The organism is Cricetibacter osteomyelitidis, assembly GCF_004340985.1.
GTDB classification, from domain to species: Bacteria; Pseudomonadota; Gammaproteobacteria; order Enterobacterales; family Pasteurellaceae; genus Cricetibacter; species Cricetibacter osteomyelitidis.
In genome coordinates, this window is the sequence record NZ_SLYB01000020.1 from 1 (window position 1) to 18,537 (window position 18,537).

Genomic DNA, 18,537 nt, shown 5'->3' on the forward strand with positions numbered 1-18,537 from the left:
ATATCAAGAGAAAGGTGAAAAAACTAAAAAATAAACCCTCTTTTATCAAATTGCTTTGAAAAGCAAAGCGGGAGTGGGTTTGTCAGTAGTCTGAAATAACCCTGAATATTATCATATTCAGGGTTATTTTTATATATCAAAACTTAGTTAGTTATTACCGCACTTTTCACGGCATTTACTTTTTCTTGCACACTTATTTTAGCGTTCGTCACTTTTTATACAAATTATTTTATTAAGCCTGTTTATTCCAACGCTCAATAGATTCTTTGATAACTTGTTTTGCTTCCGCTACATCGCCCCAGTGTTGAACCACGGTAGAACCCGGTTTTTTCAGTGCTTTGTAGTTGTTGAAATGGAACTCAATCTGTTTGATTAATTGAGCCGGTAAATCTGAAAGACTGTTGTAGGCATTGCCGCTGTCGCGATCGTCTGCCGGTACGCAAACGATTTTATCGTCCACTTCGCCGTCGTCCACAAATTTCATTACACCGATGACTTTTGCTTTCAAAAACACGCCGGTGGCAAGCGGTTGACGGGTGATTAACAACACGTCTAATTCATCGCCGTCTTCGTCTAAAGTTTGCGGGATAAAACCGTAGTTAGTCGGTTTCGCAAAAATTGCAGGTTCTACACGATCAAGTTGGAATGCACCTAATTTACGGTTCCACTCGATTTTGTGGCAGCTGCCTTCCGGGATTTCATTTACTACATTGATAATGCCGGCATCAACATCGCCCGGCGTTAAGATTTGGTTAAAATCTGCCATTATAAATTTCCTTTAATTTAGAGCTAAAAAAGGGGTGCAGTATAGCACGAATTACTTTTGTTTTTTCAATAATTCCGCGTGAGCCTGATTTTGCTCTTTCATCTTACGGGAAATTTCGCGGCGCTCTTTAGAACATTCCGCATTACGGATCATATAATCATCCACACGGGTTTCGTAATCATCACGCATATTAGCGATAATGGCTCGCACATCTGCAATGGTCATATCATCAGTGATGTATTGATCTAAGTTATCAAGTAACAACACGCGTTTTTGATTGTCGCGAATTTTACGGTCGTTATCCGCAATATCACGTTTGAGTTTATTTTTTAAACGATACATACGCACATAATCCAACACTTCTTGAAAGGATTGTTTATTTACAGTTTCCATTTGCTGACTCTCTATAAGTAAAAAAGATGTTCTTAATTTAGCCTGTTTTAGTTATTTCGTCAAAGTATTCAGTGCATTTTTGCGATAGAGATCAATAAATTTTACAGATTGAAAGAAAAACCGTTGCGAACTCTTCCTGCAAGTGATAAAACTATCGGCATTCGTTTCAAAAAAGCAACACACATTAGGAAATTTCATTATGACACAACAAGTCTTTAATTTCAGTGCAGGACCGGCAATGATTCTGCCTACAGTATTAGAAAAAGCACAAACGGAATTATTAAATTGGCAAGAGCAAGGCACATCGGTAATGGAAATCAGCCATCGCGGTAAACTTTTTACTGAATTATCGGAACAATCCATTATAGATTTACGCAAACTCTATAATGTGCCGGATAACTACAAAATTTTATTCTTACAAGGTGGTGCTCGCGGTCAGTTTGCCGCCATTCCGATGAACTTGCTTAGTGAAAACGGCAAAGCGTTATACTTAAACAGCGGACATTGGTCTGCTACGGCAGCCAAAGAAGCCCGCAATTTCGGCGAAATCGATGAACTTAATATTGTAGAGACCGATGCCGAAGGTAATTTAGCGGTGAACCGCATGGACTTCAGCGATATCGCCGAGCAATATGATTATGTACATTATTGCACCAATGAAACCATCAGCGGTGTGGAAATTTTTGATATTCCAAATGTAGGCAATGCAGTATTGGTTGCAGATTTATCTTCCAATATTATGTCCCGCCAAATCGATATCAGCAAATTCGGCTTAATCTATGCGGGAGCACAGAAAAACCTAGGTCCGGCAGGGATTACATTAGTGATTATCCGTGAAGATTTATTGGGTAAAGCCCGTAAAGCGACACCGTCTATTTGGAATTACGAAACTCAAGCCAATGCGGATTCAATGATCAATACACCACCGACTTTTGCCTGGTATTTATGTTCTTTAGTATTCAAACAATTATTGGCGGACGGCGGTTTGGACGTGATAGAAGCCAAAAATCGTGCAAAAGCAGAATTGTTATATAACTATATTGATCAAAGTAAACTTTATGCCAATAAAGTGGCAAAAAACAATCGCTCTTTAATGAATGTAACCTTTGTGACCGGCAACGATGAATTAGATAAAAAATTCATCGCCGAAGCTTTAGCGGAAGGCTTGCAAGCACTAAAAGGCCATAAAGTGCTTGGCGGTATGCGGGCGTCAATTTATAACGCAATGTCAATCGAAGGCGTGCAGGCATTAATCAAATTTATGCAAAAATTTGAAACGGAAAATGCTTAATAACCATCTCCCGTTTACGGGAGGGCGTTTAATCAAGGTAACTATATGAAATTTATCGATATCGCCAATGACGGCGTGAAAAAACTCTCACCTTATCAAGCAGGTAAACCTATTGAAGAACTCGAACGGGAACTCGGCATCAGCAATGTTATCAAACTCGCCTCCAACGAAAATCCTTTCGGTTTTCCGGACAGCGCCAAACAAGCCGTACAAAATGCCATTAATGACCTAACTCGTTATCCCGATGCCAACGGATTCAACTTAAAACAGGAGGTAGCGGAAAAATTCGGCTTACAAACCGACCAAATTACGCTGGGCAACGGTTCAAACGACTTATTGGAATTAATTTTCCAAACTTTTGTGAGCGATAAAGACGAAGTGATTTTCTCGCAATATACCTTTATCGTTGCACCACTGGCGGCTCAAGCCCGCAATGCTAAGGCAAAAGTGATTCCGGCGGTGGATTACGGTCACGATTTAAACGGATTTTTGCAAGCTATCACCGACAAAACTAAATTGATCTATATTGCCAACCCGAATAACCCGACGGGCAATTTTTTAACTCATCAGCAAATTGACGAATTTCTAGCGCAAGTGCCGGAACATATCATCGTGACATTGGATGAAGCCTACACGGAATTTACCGCAGAAAACGAACGGGTCGATTCTTTCGGTTTATTGCAAAAATATCCGAATTTAGTGGTATCCCGTTCTCTTTCCAAAGCCTATGGTTTAGCGGGTCTGCGTATCGGTTATGCGGTATCTAATCCGGAAATTGCCGATTTATTTAACCGCGTACGCCAGCCGTTTAACTGCAACAGCTTAGCATTAGCGGCTGCGGTTGCAGTGATTAACGATGATACATTCGTCGCACAAGTTGCCGAAAATAACCGTGCAGAATTAGAACGTTACGAACAATTCTGTGAGCAACATAACTTGGAATATATTCCGTCCAAGGGTAATTTTATTACAATCAACTTCAAACAATCGGCTGCACCGATTTATGATGCCTTGTTGCGTGAAGGCGTAATCGTTCGCCCAATCGCCGGTTATGGTTTGCCAAATCATTTGCGTGTGAGTATCGGCTTACCGGAAGAAAATTCCCGTTTTTTCACCGCACTTTGTAAAGTGCTTAATTTAAATTAAGGAACAAAATATATTACAATACTGCGGGTTTCTTGCTCGCAGTTTTTCTATCAAAAATCCCATAGAGAATATTAATGGAACGACTAAATTCAATCACCCTGCAACCTATCGCCCGAGTAGAAGGCACTATCAATCTACCTGGTTCAAAAAGCCTGTCTAACCGTGCATTACTTTTGGCCGCCTTAGCCAAAGGCACTACTAAAGTCACCAATTTATTAGATAGCGACGATGTACGCCATATGTTGAACGCCTTAAGCCAATTAGGCGTGAGCTATCAGCTGTCTGATGATAAATCCGTATGCGAAGTGCAAGGCTTGGGAAAAGCCTTTCATTGGCAAGACGGCTTGGCATTATTTTTAGGCAATGCCGGTACGGCAATGCGCCCGCTCACAGCCGCTTTATGCTTAGCCGGTAAGGATAACAAAGGGCAAAATGAAATTGTGCTTACCGGCGAACCGCGAATGAAAGAACGCCCGATCAAACATTTAGTGGATGCGCTACGCCAAGCGGGAGCGGATGTGCAATATTTAGAGCAAGACGGTTATCCGCCCGTGGCTATCCGCAACACCGGGCTGACCGGAGGCAAAGTGCAAATTGACGGTTCGGTTTCATCACAATTTTTAACCGCACTTTTGATGGCCACACCCATGGCAGAAGCGGACACGGAAATCACTATTCTTGGTAATTTGGTGTCTAAACCTTATATCGATATCACCTTGAATATGATGCGGATTTTCGGCGTTAACGTAGAAAATCAAAATTATCAACGCTTCTTGGTGAAAGGCAATCAACAATATCAATCGCCAAATACATTCTTGGTAGAAGGGGATGCCTCATCGGCTTCTTATTTCCTTGCCGCCGGTGCTATAAAAGGTAAAGTGCGAGTGACCGGCGTGGGCAAAAACAGTATGCAGGGTGACCGTTTATTTGCAGATGTGTTGGAAAAAATGGGCGCAAAAATCACTTGGGGCGACGATTTTATCGAAGCAGAACAAGGGGATTTGGTGGGTGTCGATATGGATATGAACCACATTCCCGATGCGGCAATGACCATTGCCACCGCCGCACTGTTTGCCAAAGGTGAAACTATAATTCGCAATATCTACAACTGGCGAGTGAAAGAAACCGACCGACTAACCGCAATGGCAACGGAATTGCGGAAAGTAGGGGCAACCGTGGAAGAAGGCGATGATTTTATCCGCATCCAACCGCTGCCATTAAGTGATTTCAAACACGCCGAAATCGAAACCTATAACGATCATCGAATAGCAATGTGTTTTGCTTTAGTCGCTCTTTCCGATACGCCTATGACAATTTTAGATCCGAAATGCACGGCAAAAACCTTTCCAACGTTTTTTGATGAGTTTGAAACGCTGAGAGTGCGTTAATTATCCAATGGGAAGTATTTTATTTTTTCTGACTTTTCTGTCAAAATACCCCCGTTTTTATATTCGTTTAGAAAAGGAAAAAATTATGTCCGCTCAAGTGATTTCTGGTAGTGAATTAGCGAAAAAAGTGAAGTCCGAAGTCTCACAAAAGATCGAAAAATATGTGTCTCAAGGCAAACGCAATCCAGGTTTGGCGGTAATTTTAGTGGGCGCAGATCCGGCATCGCAAGTGTATGTGGGAAGCAAACGCAAAAGCTGTGGTGAGATCGGTATTCATTCCAAATCTTACGACTTGCCGGAGACCGCCAGTGAAGCGGAATTATTGACATTAATTGATGAACTTAATGCTGATAACAGTATTGACGGTATTTTAGTGCAACTGCCGTTGCCGAAACATATCGATAGCACCAAAGTCATCGAGCGTATCGCCCCGCATAAAGATGTGGACGGTTTCCATCCTTACAATGTCGGCCGTTTATGCCAGCGTATTCCCGTGTTGCGAGCCTGTACCCCATACGGCATTATGAAATTGCTGGAAACCACCGGTGAAGATCTGCACGGCAAACATGCTGTGATTGTGGGAGCCTCCAATATCGTCGGTCGTCCTATGGCAATGGAATTATTATTGGCGGGCAGCACGGTCACCGTCACTCACCGTTTCACCAAAGACTTAGAACACCACGTTCGTCAAGCGGATATTTTAGTGGTGGCAGTGGGTAAAGCGAAATTTATTTCGGGCGAATGGGTGAAACCGGGTGCTATTGTGATTGATGTAGGCATCAACCGTGTGGACGGCAAACTCTACGGCGATGTGGATTATGAAGCAGCTGCTCAAAATGCCGCGTTTATCACTCCGGTTCCCGGCGGTGTAGGTCCGATGACCGTGGCAATGCTGATGTTCAATACGCTGTTTGCCTATGAACGTAATGAAAATGTAGTTTAAAATAAAGCAAGTGCGGTAAAAAATTGCCAAAATTTACCGCACTTTTTTATATGCCTTAAACGCTAAAACCAAAAGAAAAAACCACCGATTTCTCGGTGGTAAAACAATGAAAAAACGACTAGAGAATAACTACTTAATCACTTAGAGGAAACTTGTTTTAAGAAAATTTTACGCGGTGAAGTTAGTCCTAATTTTTCGGCTTCATTCACTAAATTCATCGCTTTGTTTACATCACCGGATTTTAATGCCTTTGTTACCGCCTGATTAAAATAAGCTTCAGTATCTTTATCTACCGGCACATTAACCGCTTTGCTGCTATTTGCGGCCATCGGTGCGGCGGCTGTACCTACTGCGGTTGTGGTTTTCGCTTTCTTGGTCGGAAGAATATCATCCAAACCGATAAATCTTGTGCCTTGATCATTACGCACATTTACGACAATTTCACCGTTACGGGTATGTTGCACTTTAATATCATCAATAGCCGGCGGTTGATTCCCCATCGCTTTGGCATAGGTTTTTGCCGGGTGCGGAACGACTGTGGTCTTGCCTAAATCTTGCTCCGTGGTGTAAATCAATAAATAAATGTAATCCTGTCCGTTAACCGGGGTCAGATTTAATTCAGTGCTGAAACGGTTACCTAATATTCCTCGCTCTTCTTTAAATTTAAAAGCGGATGAAGGATAACTGGCAGCAACATTAAAATTACTGTCTAAAATAACCGCACTTGGAATAAATACATGATCATCAATTACATTGCTGTCAATTTCAATGGTTAAAGCGCCTTGATTAGCAGGAATGCGATACGCAACTATCGGACTTTCCGTACCGGCAAAATCGCGGGTGAATGCCTGATTTTGTTGAGCGGAAACCGTCGTTTTCAAATTTTTGGAAAGTTCGACATTTTGCCATTGAACAGCAGACAAGGTCTGCGGATTAATATGAACAGACTGATTTGCAGAAATGGGTAAAGCACAGAACGCCAAAAGTGCGGTGGAAAATAAAAATTTTTTCATATTAACCTCAGAATAAAGATTGGTAATACAGTGCGGACAACTTGCCCGCACTACCTTGACATGTTAAGTGATAATCAGATTACCACCATGCTTCCATTTGTACACCAACGATAAATTCGTTGTCTTTCGCTTTATAGCCCGCATTGGTGCGTTGATCGATATTGAAAGAGTCGTTCCAGCGGCCCCAAGTGCCGAACACACGAATAGCCGGACGTGCCCAAATGCTATCACCTGCCTGCCATTGTTGTGCAAGGGTCAATTTCACTAAATCGTTTTTCTCACCGGTTGCTTGAGCTTTGATACGATCATAACCTACTTCAAATAATGTACTCATGGTTTTATTCCATTTATACATCGGGCGGATACCGGCAGAATACCAAGTTTTACCTTGATTATTATCTAAATCGGTTTTTTCATAAATTAAGGCATACATGGTTTCCCATTTTTCACCTAATTTAATTGCACCATGGTTAAGAATACGCAACATATGACCGTTATTATTGATCGAGCCCCCTTGTGAGTGACCGGTATTCCATGATGTCATGGAATCTGTGGCATATTGCACTACAAATTTATTAAAACCACCAAAAAAATTACCTTGAGTATGTTCAGCCGTAATCATGAAACCGTCTTTAGAGGCATTCGGGTCAAGCCAAGCATTGCTATCGGTACGTGCACGGCCATAATCAAAACCAAGTTCCAATTTGCCGTTTGGATTAACGTTTAAATCCGCCAAACGAATATCGAATACATCATTGTAAACATCACGGTCTTTATTGGATGTACAAGTTCTGGTTGCATTATCACATGTCCAGCTGTATGCACCGCCGGATTCGGTATTACGAGTTACTGCAAAAGATAATTTACCAAAGCCTAAATCAATGTTTTCAACCCCTGCACCCGGACCGGAAATATCCCAGTAATAGAAGTCGTTCATATGAATATCATGACGTTGGTAGAAACGTTTACCGGCCCACAATGTTGCACCCGGTAAGCTATCCAAGAAGTTTTTAAACTGTACGTTCATTTCACGTAATGCCGGACTGGTAGCTTCCCAGTCTACTTGCTGATTGACGGAATAAGCCAAATTACTGTCTAAATAAATGGATTTATCGCCGTCTTTATAAAGCTCTTGTCCTAATTTTAATTCAGCGTAGGTTTCCGCTTCATTACCTAAACGATATTTAGAACCGCCACCGTTTACTTGGAGTGCTTTTTGTTCACCGCCGCCGGATGTCCAACCAATACCTGAACGAGCGTAACCGTGGAAATCAACAGCGGATGCTTGAGATGCAAAAAGCGCACCTGTGATAGCTAATGCAAGCAGTGTTTTTCTACTATTCATAATTGGCCTCTCAATTTAATTGATAATTGCAATGTTAAAGTTATTAATTTTTTAATGTTTATACGCATATTGAGATCACATAAAACACTAAATCGTTATCATTTTTTCGGTTACTCAGACTTACACGCCGATTTCTTTGTATAAACGACGACATGCAGAGCCGTCTTCACGGAACAAATGACAGCGTTCCGGAACAATACCGATATCAATGATTTGACCTTCATCTACTAACATAATGTCATTTTGACGATAGATAAGGGTCGGTTGTTTTATTTCCGGAATTTCTAAGTGCACTTGGGTTTCATTACCTAATAACTCAACAACTTGCACCACCCCACGTAAAGTTACTTCAGCTTTATCAGACGGAATCAAATGCTCCGGACGAATACCTAATGACAAGTTATCTCCTACTTTTACTCCCGTCCCCTCAACCGGAATCCAAAAGTTATGATGATTCGCATCAGGCATCTCAATTTGTACTCGTTCTTTTTCTACTGCCGTCACGCGTACAGGGAGAAAATTCATTTTTGGCGAACCGATAAAACCGGCAACGAAACGGTTTTGCGGATAATGATATAATTCCAACGGTTTACCTACTTGAGCAATTCCGCCGGCTCGTAATACCACGATTTTATCGGCCAAAGTCATTGCTTCAATTTGATCATGTGTCACATAGATCATGGTACGTTTTAAGCGTTTATGCAGTTTGGAAATTTCCACCCGCATTTGCACCCGTAATGCCGCATCCAGGTTAGAAAGCGGTTCATCTAATAGAAATACATCCGGTTGAGAAACTAAAGTACGACCAATCGCTACACGCTGCCGTTGGCCGCCAGAAAGTGCTTTCGGTTTGCGATCCAATAAATGAGCCAGTTGCAACACTTCCGCCACCTGATTTACTTTATGATCACGCTCCGCTTTCGCCACGCCAGCCAACTTCAAACCGAAAGACATATTTTCTGCAACATCCATATGCGGGTATAATGCATAAGACTGGAACACCATTCCGATACCGCGTTTTGCAGGTTCTACATCATTCATGCGTTGTTCGCCGATATATAAATCACCGGAAGTAATATCTTCAAGTCCGGCAATCATGCGCAATAATGTGGATTTACCGCAACCGGAAGGACCGACAAATACGACAAATTCACCTTCTTTAATAGTTAAATTAATATCTTTGGATATGTGAATATCACCATAAGACTTGCAAACATTTTTTAATACGACATCTGACATAAATATTTCCTTACTATGTATGAATTTGTGACTCACACCCATTTTTTAATATGGGCATATAGTGGATAATTTTTACAATAAATAAATCATCCCGATTAATTTTTTTTGGGGATTAGAAAAAATTTATTGTTTTTTTATAAATCAACCTGAAAAATTATTAGTTCAATTTATTTTTGTGATCTGACTCACATTTCATTATAAAAGTTTTAGTGTTTTTTTCATATTTTCTGTTAATTTGTGATCTCTGTCACAATATACTGCATTAGGGTGGAGAAAGGGGGATGATGAACTTTTAAAGGTTTATCGCCATTCTTAGTCATAGTAAAAAACCTTGTAGTGCCTTTATATACGATCATTTATTTCTCAGTTAGGAGTAACTTATTATGAAAAAAGTAGTTAAATTTACATTAACCGCAGTAGCCGGGCTTGTTTTATCCACTTCCGTTATGGCAAAAATGGAAGAAGGAAAATTAGTCATTTGGATCAATGGTGATAAAGGTTACAACGGCCTTGCCGAAGTAGGTAAAAAATTTGAAAAAGATACCGGCGTATCCGTATTAGTAGAACATCCGGACAGATTAGAAGAAAAATTTGCTCAAATGGCAGCAACCGGCGACGGCCCGGATGTGATCTTCTGGGCACACGACCGTTTCGGCGGCTATGCTCAAGCAGGTTTATTGGCAGAACTAACACCAAGCAAAGAATTTAAAGATAAATTTGTAGATTTCGCCTGGGATGCGGAAACTTATAACGGTAAACTCATCGGCTATCCGGTAGCTATCGAATCGTTATCTTTAATCTATAATAAAGATTTATTACCTGAACCACCGAAAAGTTGGGAAGAAGTTGTTGAGTTAGACAAAAAACTGAAAGCCGAGAAGAAAAACGCTATTATGTGGAATTTGTCCGAACCGTATTTCACTTGGCCGGTTGTTGCCTCTAACGGCGGTTATGCCTTCAAATACTCAAACGGTAAATATGATGCCAATGACATTGGCGTAAACAACGAAGGTTCAATCAATGCATTACAATTCGTTGTGGATATGGTGAAAAATAAAGTAATCAATGCAGATATGGACTACGCCATTGCCGAAGCCAGCTTCAACAAAGGTGAAACCGCCCTCACAATTAACGGTCCGTGGTCTTGGGGTAATATCGAAAAAAGCAACATCAATTATGGTGTAGCCGTATTACCAACCTTAAACGGTCAACCGTCTAAACCGTTTGTTGGCGTATTAAGTGCAGGAATTAATTCTGCCAGCCCGAATAAAGATTTAGCAACCGAGTTTATTGAAAACTATCTATTGACTGACGCAGGTTTGGCACAAGTGAATGCCGATAAACCATTAGGTGCGGTAGCATTGAAATCTTATCAAGCCGAATTAGCGAAAGATCCGCGTATTGCCGCAACGATGGAAAATGCAAAACACGGAGAAATCATGCCGAATATTCCGCAAATGTCCGCATTCTGGTATGCTGAGAAAAGTGCTATTACCAATGCGGTAAATCAACGCCAAGGCGTGAAAGAAGCATTGGATGATGCCCGTGCCCGCATTCAAAAACAATAAGTTATAATAAAATTCGGGTGCGTTTTTTCTGTCGCACCCTCAATCGCATCATAAAAGTGCGGTATGTTTTTCAAAAATTTTCAAGGTGTTTCTATGCAACAATCTGCTCAAACAAAATCCCAATCCCCCGCTTGGCTAAAATGGTTGTCAATCGGTGCGGTATTGTTGATTGATTTATATTTAGTAGTGTTAATGTATTCACAAGGGGAATATTTGTTCGCTATATTAACACTGGTAATTATTACATCCGGTATTTATATTTTTTCAAACCAAAAAGTCTATGCCTGGCGTTACGTCTATCCCGGTATTATGGGCATGGCAATTTTTATTTTGTTTCCGTTAGTTGCCACTATTGCCATCGCCTTCACCAACTATAGCGGCACTAACCAACTTGCCTTTGAACGTGCATTGAACGTATTGAGCGAACAGCGCTACTTTGCCGGCGACAAATATGATTTTAAACTATTCCCACAAGAAAACGATCAATGGAAAATAGAAGTTCATAACAAAAATACGAATGAAAACTTTATTTCTGATAATATTCAGTTCAGTGATAAACAAATCAACGTTCAGGGCGAACCGAATGCTCAAAGCGGTGAAGCCGCTCCGTTACGCGTAATTACGCAAAATCGCACCGCACTTCAGGGAATGACTATCATATTACCAAGCGGCAACGAATTAACCATGAGTTCTTTGCGTCAGTTTTCCGAACAAAAAGCCCGTTACCGTTTTGACAGTGATACGCAAATTTTAGTCAATAACGAAAACGGTAAACGCTATCGAGCCAATGGTGAAATCGGTTTTTTCCAAGAAATTGATGAAAACGGTAATTGGCTTTCTGCTACGCTTGAACCCGGTTATACGGTTACGACCGGTTTTGCCAATTTCATCAAAATCTTTACTGATGAAGGTATCCAAAAACCTTTTGTACAAATTTTTATCTGGACGGTGCTATTCTCCGTTTTAACCGTAGTATTCACCGTTATTCTCGGTATGATTTTAGCCTGTATCGTGCAATGGGAACCATTACAAGGCAAAGGTATTTACCGTTTATTTCTGATTCTGCCTTATGCCGTGCCTGCATTTATTTCCATTTTGGTATTTAAAGGCTTATTCAACCAAAGTTTTGGTGAAATCAACATGATCTTAAATCAATTATTCGGCATTCGCCCCGAATGGTTTAACGATCCGTTTTTAGCCAAAAGCATGATTTTAATCGTGAATACTTGGTTGGGTTATCCGTATATGATGATTTTGTGCATGGGCTTACTCAAAGCGATTCCACAGGATTTATATGAGGCTTCTGCAATGGATGGTGCCTCTACTTGGCAGAATTTCAGCAAAATTACGTTCCCGTTGTTAATAAAACCGTTGACCCCATTGATGATTGCGTCTTTCGCTTTTAACTTTAATAACTTCGTATTGATCCAATTATTAACCAACGGTCGCCCGGATATGATCGGCACGACTACTCCGGCAGGCTACACTGATTTGTTGGTAAGCTATACCTACCGTATCGCCTTTGAAGGCAGCGGTACGCAAGACTTCGGTTTAGCCGCTGCGATTGCCACCATTATCTTCTTATTAGTCGGTGGCTTGGCATTGCTAAACTTAAAAGCAACAAAATTTAAATTAGATTAAGGAGAATAATTTATGGCTATGGTTCAACCGAAATCAATGCGTTATCGCTTATTTGGCACGCATTTGTTTCTGATTCTCTTTGTTGCGATGATTATGTTTCCGCTGTTGATGGTGATCGGTATTTCACTACGTCCGGGCAATCTGGCAATCGGTGATATTATTCCGAAAGAAATTTCTTGGGAACACTGGAAACTGGCACTCGGCTTTGATGTAGTCAATAGGGACGGTTCGGTTACTCCGCCCCCATTCCCTGTATTGCTGTGGTTGTGGAATTCGGTAAAAATTGCCTTTATCACTTCCGTGGGTATAGTAACACTTTCCACAACTTGTGCTTACGCATTCGCCCGTATGAAATTTAAAGGTAAAAAAACGATTTTGCAAAGTATGCTGATTTTCCAAATGTTCCCTGCCGTGCTTTCATTGGTCGCTTTATACGCCTTGTTTGATCGACTCGGACAATATGTGCCGTTCTTGGGGTTAAACACGCACGGCGGTGTAATCTTCGCTTATCTCGGCGGTATCGCTTTACACGTATGGACCATTAAAGGCTATTTTGAAACCATTGACGGCTCATTGGAAGAAGCCGCCTCATTGGACGGTGCTACACCGTGGCAAGCATTCCGTTTAATTTTATTACCGCTTTCCGTGCCGATTTTAGCGGTGGTATTTATTCTGTCCTTTATCGCTGCAATTACCGAAGTGCCTGTGGCATCGCTACTGTTGCGTGATGTGGAAAGCTACACGCTGGCAGTGGGAATGCAACAATATTTATATGCACAAAACTATTTGTGGGGCGATTTTGCCGCTGCTGCGGTACTCTCCGCAATTCCAATCACCTTAGTGTTCTTAATCGCTCAACGTTGGCTGGTTGGCGGTTTAACTGCCGGCGGAGTAAAAGGATAATTAAGCCAATCGACTATAAACGGGGAATAACACATTCCCCGTTTGTGTAAGGAAATCATATGAAAAAAACCGTTTTATTCTTGAGTCTATTTTCCGTTTCGGCTTGTGCTTCCGCCGAATTTCAAAAATTTGACGAAATCGAACCGCACTTATATCAAAGTAAAGCTATCTTGCAGAAAGGCAATATTCCCTTGCAATTTCAATTAAATAATCAATGCCTACAACCACAAAGTGCGGTCAAATTAAACCAAGAAATTTCGCTCACAGCTTGTAATAACGAGATTCCGCAACTGCGTATTTTCCGCAGCGGCAATTACACCGCTCAAATTGATTTACGCAGTGGCACGCCAACCTTACGTATCGTTGTGGAAAAAGAAGCGGAAAAACAAACGCAATATAGCCAAACCTGTCCGAAATGGAACGGTAAAGCGGTTGAAATTAATGTATCAAATGTGTTTGCCGAAGGTGAATCGGTGCAGGATTTTTATTCCGGTCAAACCGACACGGTGAAAAACGGCAAAGTAACGTTTACACCGGATAAAAACGCCGCCGGTTTGATCTTATTGGAAAAAAGTGCGGTGCAAAATTCAGCCGTTTTTAATTGGAAAAATGCCACGGTTTATTTTGTTTTAACCGATCGTTTCTATAATGGTGATAGCAGTAACGACAACAGCTATGGGCGACACAAGGACGGCATGCAGGAAATCGGCACTTTCCACGGCGGCGATTTAAAAGGTTTAACGGAAAAACTGGATTATCTGGCCGATCTCGGCGTGAATGCCCTTTGGATCTCCTCACCGCTTGAGCAAATGCACGGCTGGGTTGGCGGTGGTTCAAACGGTGATTTCCCGCATTATGCCTATCATGGTTATTATCACCAGGATTGGACAAAAGTGGATGCCAATATGGGCAGTGAACAGGATTTGGCAGATTTTATCCGTCAAGCTCATCAACGGGGCATTCGAGTAATTTTTGATGTAGTGATGAATCACACGGGTTACGCAACTTTGGCGGATATGCAGGAATTCGGTTTCGGTTCGCTTTATTTAAAAGACAATGAAATTCTGTCGGTGCTTGGCAAAAAATGGACAAATTGGCAACCGAAGAGCGGTCAAAATTGGCACAGTTTTAATGATTATATTAACTTTGGTGATAAAGCCGGCTGGGCGAAATGGTGGAATAAAGATTGGGTACGTTCGGATATCGGCGATTACGATAGTCCGAAATTCGATGATCTGAAAATGTCGCTTTCATCACTGCCCGATTTAAAAACCGAAAACGAAAGTGCGGTAGGTTTACCGCCGTTTTTCCACCATAAAGAAACGAATGCAAAAACTTTGGACAATGCCAAAGTGCGTGATTATTTAATCACTTGGCTATCCCACTGGGTGCGTAAATACGGTGTGGACGGTTTCCGTGTAGATACGGCTAAACACGTAGAACAAAGCACGTGGCTGCAATTAAAACAGTCCGCACAACAGGCACTAAGAGAATGGCAAAACACTCATCCGCAAGAAAAATTTAACGACGAATTTTGGATGACCGGCGAGGCCTGGGGACACGGCGTAATGAAAAGCGGTTATTTCCAAAACGGGTTTGATTCCATGATTAACTTCGATTTCCAAGATCAGGCAAAAAATGCTCTGGATTGTTTTGCCTACATTGAACCGACCTATGTGGAAATGAATGCTAAATTGCAAGATTTTGATGTATTGAGTTATTTATCTTCTCACGATACGCGTTTGTTTTTCCATTCCGACAGTCAAAATGATACGGAAAAACAAAAAATCGCCGCTAACAGTTTATTACTCGCACCAAGTGCAGTACAAATTTATTACGGCGATGAAAGCGGTCGTGAATTCGGACCAATCGGTTCCGATCCAATGCAGGGCACGCGTTCCGATATGAATTGGCAGGAGTTGGCAACTAATCCGGCAAAACAGCAATTATTGCAACATTGGCAAAAACTGGCAAAATTCCGCCAAAAACATACCGCACTTGGAGCCGGTCAACATAAAACATTGGAAACCGAACGCTATTACGCATTCAGTCGAGAACAAGGCGACGATAAAGTCATGGTGATTTGGGCCGGAAAATAAACATAAGAGGCATAGGCTGTGCCCCATGACAATTTAATTATATCCCATCAGTTTCAACAATTCTTTTGTATAATCAATGGCCTCTGCACGATTGGCAACGCCGATTTTTTGATATAAATTACGAATATGGGTTTTAATGGTCGTGGTTGCAACCTGCAATTCTTCAGAAATTTGATCATTGCTATAACCTGAATAAATCAGCCCCAAGACTTGCCATTCCCGTTGAGTAAGAGGACTAATACGGAGTAATTCCGGTACTTGAGGGTTTTTCAATAAATTTTCCACAAACTGTTCGTCAAAATGAGCAAATTTATGGCGATAATATTGATTGATATTACGTAAAATAAATTGTGCTTTATGCAAAGCGATTTCGTCCAATACATTAAGTTGCAGCAAATGGCGGACTTGTTGTGCCATAATTTCACCTTCAATCACAAAGGCACTGATAAAATTGGTTTGACGAGCCAGATTAAGTGCAGCAATTAAATCTTTTTGAGCCAAGTCTTTTCTAGACTGTAAATAATACAAACGGTTACGTAAAATTAACGCTCGATTTAAATCAGTATTTAAGCTAAGTTGTTCAGCCGTATGAATCAGTTGATCCAGGATATGTTGAGCTTCATCGAATTGTTCTAATAATAAATGTGCCCGCACAATATTGCGCCATTGCCCTTGTGAAAAATGATTACACATCATTCTCGGTTTACGGCTGCGTAATAGCCAACTGGCCACATTATCTCGGCTATCTCGCATTTGCCATAATAGAATCTTGTCTGCATCCACATTAGTCATCCAGTCATAATGATATTCTTTACTGGTTTTTAAAATATCAATATCATTTAATAAACGGGAAGCATTATCCAAATCCCCTCGCACTAAAGAAATTTTGCTTAATAGTGCAAGACATTGCAATTTATCTTCGTCTTTGGTCAGAACCGCCATACCTGCATTAGCCATTGCTTCCGCTTTGTCTAAGTTATACCATTCCCACAAAATTTGTCCTTTGGTACGTAATAAAAATTCATACATCGGTACTTTTTGCAGGTGATTTTCTTTCACAAATAAATTGGCCTTGTCCAACATATCATAAGCAGCTTGCAAGAAACCTTGAGCCAACAATATTTCTGATTGCTGTAGCAACGCCCATAATACATTATGATACATATGATAACGCCGAGCCATATGCTCGGTTTTTTGTAACATTTCCAAGGCAATGGCCAATTCTCCCCGCACATGATGAGATTCACCAATAATTGAGGTTGCGACTACTCGCGCATAATAAAAACTATCCGGCAAATCCGCTAATGCCTGGGTTGCCAGTTCAAGCGCTTCTTTTTCATTACCATCATTAATAGCAACCTGTGCACGCAAGACATTAAATTCTGCTTCATATTCTTTACTTAATTGAACATTATGCTCTCTCATTGCCTGTTCAAAATGATTAAAAATACCAATAACTTCTATATGTCGATGCTGGCTTTGCACAACCCATGCTTTAAGTAATAATAATCTTGGTTGTTGAATAAAATGTTGGCTATCCAAGCGATTTAAACTTTCTTCTAACAATTTCAGTTCGCCGCAATGAAATAAATCCCATGCCGATTGTTTTAAAATATCCAATAATGTTGCCGAATCATCTAATTGCATAGCATGATACAATGCTTCTGACGTATAGCCCAAACCGAGCCATGCTTCTGCCGCCCGTTGATGCAAGTTTTGCAGTTCGGAGGCCAATTCCGCTTGACAACATTGCCATAGGAAAGAGGCGAAGAGCGGATGAAAACGCCACCAATTATTCTGTTCATCTACATCAATTTGTTGTAAAAACAGACCGCTCTTTTCCAATTCTTCCAAACGTTGACGGCTATTTTTACAACCGGTTAGATGCTGTACCAGCTTTTCATTCATTGAACGTAATACCGAGCATTGCAATAAAAAAATACGAATGTCCTGATCAATATGATTCAATACTTCATCATTGAGATATTCACTGATATGCGAACTATTGAACTTCGCCAATTTCTTCGCGGTTTCCTGTAATGTGGTTTTATGTTGTTTTGCGGATAAACTGATTAATTGCAATGCGGTAGGCCATCCTTCCACTTCATCACAAAGTGCGGTCAATTCCGGCTCGGATAATGGTACATCAAGTCTTGACTGAAAAAATGTGATGGTTTCTTGATGATTAAAAGGAAGTTCATGTATATCAATTTCTAATAATTGTTCTTGTACGCGTAACCCGGCAATCCCCAATGACGGCACAGAGCGAGAAATAATAATCAATGTCATATTAGTCGGTTGATGTCGAATCCAATATTTCAAGGCATCATGAATCTCCTCATTATCAATAAGATGATAATCGTCAATAATTAAATAAATATGCTCTCGAAAATGTCCGACCGTTACTAACAATTGATTAAACAAGGCTTGTAAATTTGCCTGATGGCTTGCTTGACTCTCAACTTCTCGTAATTCCATTTGCATGGCATTAAATAATGCCGTACTGAAATAAGTTGCAAAACGATCCGCTTGATTATCACTTTCATCCAAAGAATACCAACCTACATTTTCTCGATTCGCAATCCATTGTGAAACCAACGTAGTTTTTCCATAGCCGGCAGGTGCATTAATTAACACTAATGGATATTGATTGGCTTTATTCAATTGTTGAATAAGTCGCTGCCGCGGAATACTATGTTGCAAACGATATGAACTAGTGAGTTTTGATGGTATTAACATGATCTCCGCCTTGAATAAATTGTGCTACGTTTTATCTACGCCTTACTTCCTAATATTCATACC

General features: G+C 40.8%; 14 protein-coding genes. 8 read left to right on the plus strand and 6 right to left on the minus strand.

The features are described 5' to 3' along the window. Positions 1-232: 232 nt before the first annotated feature. Together EDC44_RS09130 and EDC44_RS09135 are read right to left on the minus strand one after the other, a co-directional pair. Positions 233-766: an inorganic diphosphatase gene (locus EDC44_RS09130; protein ID WP_131977762.1), complete on the minus strand. Its 534-nt coding sequence runs from the start codon at positions 764-766 to the stop codon at positions 233-235. Positions 767-817: 51 nt separating this feature from the next. Beyond that, the gene (locus tag EDC44_RS09135) at positions 818-1,159 is read right to left on the minus strand and encodes a DUF496 family protein (RefSeq protein ID WP_131977766.1); all 342 of its coding nucleotides are present in this window, start codon (positions 1,157-1,159) and stop codon (positions 818-820) included. Positions 1,160-1,358: 199 nt separating this feature from the next. Here EDC44_RS09135 and serC point away from each other — a divergent pair, with 199 nt between their 5' ends. The 4 genes from serC (at position 1,359) to folD (ending at position 5,927) form a co-directional block, all read left to right on the plus strand. Next, entirely contained in the window at positions 1,359-2,450 is a 1,092-nt protein-coding gene (gene serC, locus EDC44_RS09140) for a 3-phosphoserine/phosphohydroxythreonine transaminase (protein WP_131977769.1), read from the plus strand. Positions 2,451-2,495: 45 nt separating this feature from the next. Then, positions 2,496-3,596, plus strand: coding sequence for a histidinol-phosphate transaminase (gene hisC / locus EDC44_RS09145; RefSeq protein WP_131977772.1), 1,101 nt, complete (start codon positions 2,496-2,498; stop codon positions 3,594-3,596). A 74-nt stretch (positions 3,597-3,670) separates the two neighbouring features. Continuing rightward, positions 3,671-4,984 (plus strand): 3-phosphoshikimate 1-carboxyvinyltransferase, encoded by a 1,314-nt coding sequence (gene aroA, locus EDC44_RS09150; RefSeq protein ID WP_131977775.1) that lies wholly within the window; start codon positions 3,671-3,673, stop codon positions 4,982-4,984. 85 nt (positions 4,985-5,069) lie between these two features. After that, complete coding sequence (folD, locus tag EDC44_RS09155; protein ID WP_131977778.1) at positions 5,070-5,927, plus strand: bifunctional methylenetetrahydrofolate dehydrogenase/methenyltetrahydrofolate cyclohydrolase FolD; 858 nt, start codon at positions 5,070-5,072, stop codon at positions 5,925-5,927. 137 nt (positions 5,928-6,064) lie between these two features. On the opposite strand, the gene malM is transcribed toward folD, so the two are convergent. The 3 genes from malM to malK all read right to left on the minus strand — a co-directional run bounded on the left by malM (position 6,065) and on the right by malK (position 9,524). Further along, on the minus strand, positions 6,065-6,940 hold the full coding sequence (gene malM / locus EDC44_RS09160) for a maltose operon protein MalM (RefSeq protein ID WP_131977781.1): 876 nt from the start codon (positions 6,938-6,940) through the stop codon (positions 6,065-6,067). 79 nt (positions 6,941-7,019) lie between these two features. Then, positions 7,020-8,285 carry a maltoporin gene (locus tag EDC44_RS09165; RefSeq protein WP_131977784.1) on the minus strand — a complete coding sequence of 422 codons (1,266 nt, stop codon included), beginning with the start codon at positions 8,283-8,285 and terminating at the stop codon, positions 7,020-7,022. A gap of 120 nt (positions 8,286-8,405) precedes the next feature. Beyond that, positions 8,406-9,524 (minus strand): maltose/maltodextrin ABC transporter ATP-binding protein MalK, encoded by a 1,119-nt coding sequence (gene malK / locus EDC44_RS09170; RefSeq protein WP_131977787.1) that lies wholly within the window; start codon positions 9,522-9,524, stop codon positions 8,406-8,408. Positions 9,525-9,904: 380 nt separating this feature from the next. On the opposite strand from malK, the gene malE reads away from it, so the two are divergent. From malE to EDC44_RS09190, 4 genes are all read left to right on the plus strand, one after another. Beyond that, positions 9,905-11,092, plus strand: a complete 1,188-nt coding sequence (gene malE, locus EDC44_RS09175) for a maltose/maltodextrin ABC transporter substrate-binding protein MalE (RefSeq protein WP_131977790.1) — start codon at positions 9,905-9,907, stop codon at positions 11,090-11,092. A gap of 93 nt (positions 11,093-11,185) precedes the next feature. After that, positions 11,186-12,733, plus strand: coding sequence for a maltose ABC transporter permease MalF (malF, locus tag EDC44_RS09180; RefSeq protein WP_131977793.1), 1,548 nt, complete (start codon positions 11,186-11,188; stop codon positions 12,731-12,733). A gap of 12 nt (positions 12,734-12,745) precedes the next feature. Next, on the plus strand, positions 12,746-13,636 hold the full coding sequence (gene malG / locus EDC44_RS09185; protein WP_131977796.1) for a maltose ABC transporter permease MalG: 891 nt from the start codon (positions 12,746-12,748) through the stop codon (positions 13,634-13,636). A 59-nt stretch (positions 13,637-13,695) separates the two neighbouring features. Then, positions 13,696-15,735, plus strand: coding sequence for an alpha-amylase (locus EDC44_RS09190; RefSeq protein ID WP_131977798.1), 2,040 nt, complete (start codon positions 13,696-13,698; stop codon positions 15,733-15,735). A gap of 33 nt (positions 15,736-15,768) precedes the next feature. Here the strand turns inward: EDC44_RS09190 and malT are convergent, their stop codons facing one another. Further along, positions 15,769-18,474: an HTH-type transcriptional regulator MalT gene (gene malT / locus EDC44_RS09195; protein WP_131977801.1), complete on the minus strand. Its 2,706-nt coding sequence runs from the start codon at positions 18,472-18,474 to the stop codon at positions 15,769-15,771. Between the last annotated feature and the right edge of the window lie 63 nt (positions 18,475-18,537).

What these genes read in the sequence shown, in the direction of transcription:
- aroA (WP_131977775.1), top strand. Translation starts at nt 3,671, where the DNA reads ATGGAACGACTAAATTCAATCACCCTGCAACCTATCGCCCGAGTAGAA.
- malM (WP_131977781.1), bottom strand. Translation starts at nt 6,940, where the DNA reads ATGAAAAAATTTTTATTTTCCACCGCACTTTTGGCGTTCTGTGCTTTA.
- malF (WP_131977793.1), top strand. Translation starts at nt 11,186, where the DNA reads ATGCAACAATCTGCTCAAACAAAATCCCAATCCCCCGCTTGGCTAAAA.
- hisC (WP_131977772.1), top strand. Translation starts at nt 2,496, where the DNA reads ATGAAATTTATCGATATCGCCAATGACGGCGTGAAAAAACTCTCACCT.
- serC (WP_131977769.1), top strand. Translation starts at nt 1,359, where the DNA reads ATGACACAACAAGTCTTTAATTTCAGTGCAGGACCGGCAATGATTCTG.
- EDC44_RS09165 (WP_131977784.1), bottom strand. Translation starts at nt 8,285, where the DNA reads ATGAATAGTAGAAAAACACTGCTTGCATTAGCTATCACAGGTGCGCTT.
- EDC44_RS09135 (WP_131977766.1), bottom strand. Translation starts at nt 1,159, where the DNA reads ATGGAAACTGTAAATAAACAATCCTTTCAAGAAGTGTTGGATTATGTG.
- EDC44_RS09130 (WP_131977762.1), bottom strand. Translation starts at nt 766, where the DNA reads ATGGCAGATTTTAACCAAATCTTAACGCCGGGCGATGTTGATGCCGGC.
- malT (WP_131977801.1), bottom strand. Translation starts at nt 18,474, where the DNA reads ATGTTAATACCATCAAAACTCACTAGTTCATATCGTTTGCAACATAGT.
- folD (WP_131977778.1), top strand. Translation starts at nt 5,070, where the DNA reads ATGTCCGCTCAAGTGATTTCTGGTAGTGAATTAGCGAAAAAAGTGAAG.
- malG (WP_131977796.1), top strand. Translation starts at nt 12,746, where the DNA reads ATGGCTATGGTTCAACCGAAATCAATGCGTTATCGCTTATTTGGCACG.
- EDC44_RS09190 (WP_131977798.1), top strand. Translation starts at nt 13,696, where the DNA reads ATGAAAAAAACCGTTTTATTCTTGAGTCTATTTTCCGTTTCGGCTTGT.
- malK (WP_131977787.1), bottom strand. Translation starts at nt 9,524, where the DNA reads ATGTCAGATGTCGTATTAAAAAATGTTTGCAAGTCTTATGGTGATATT.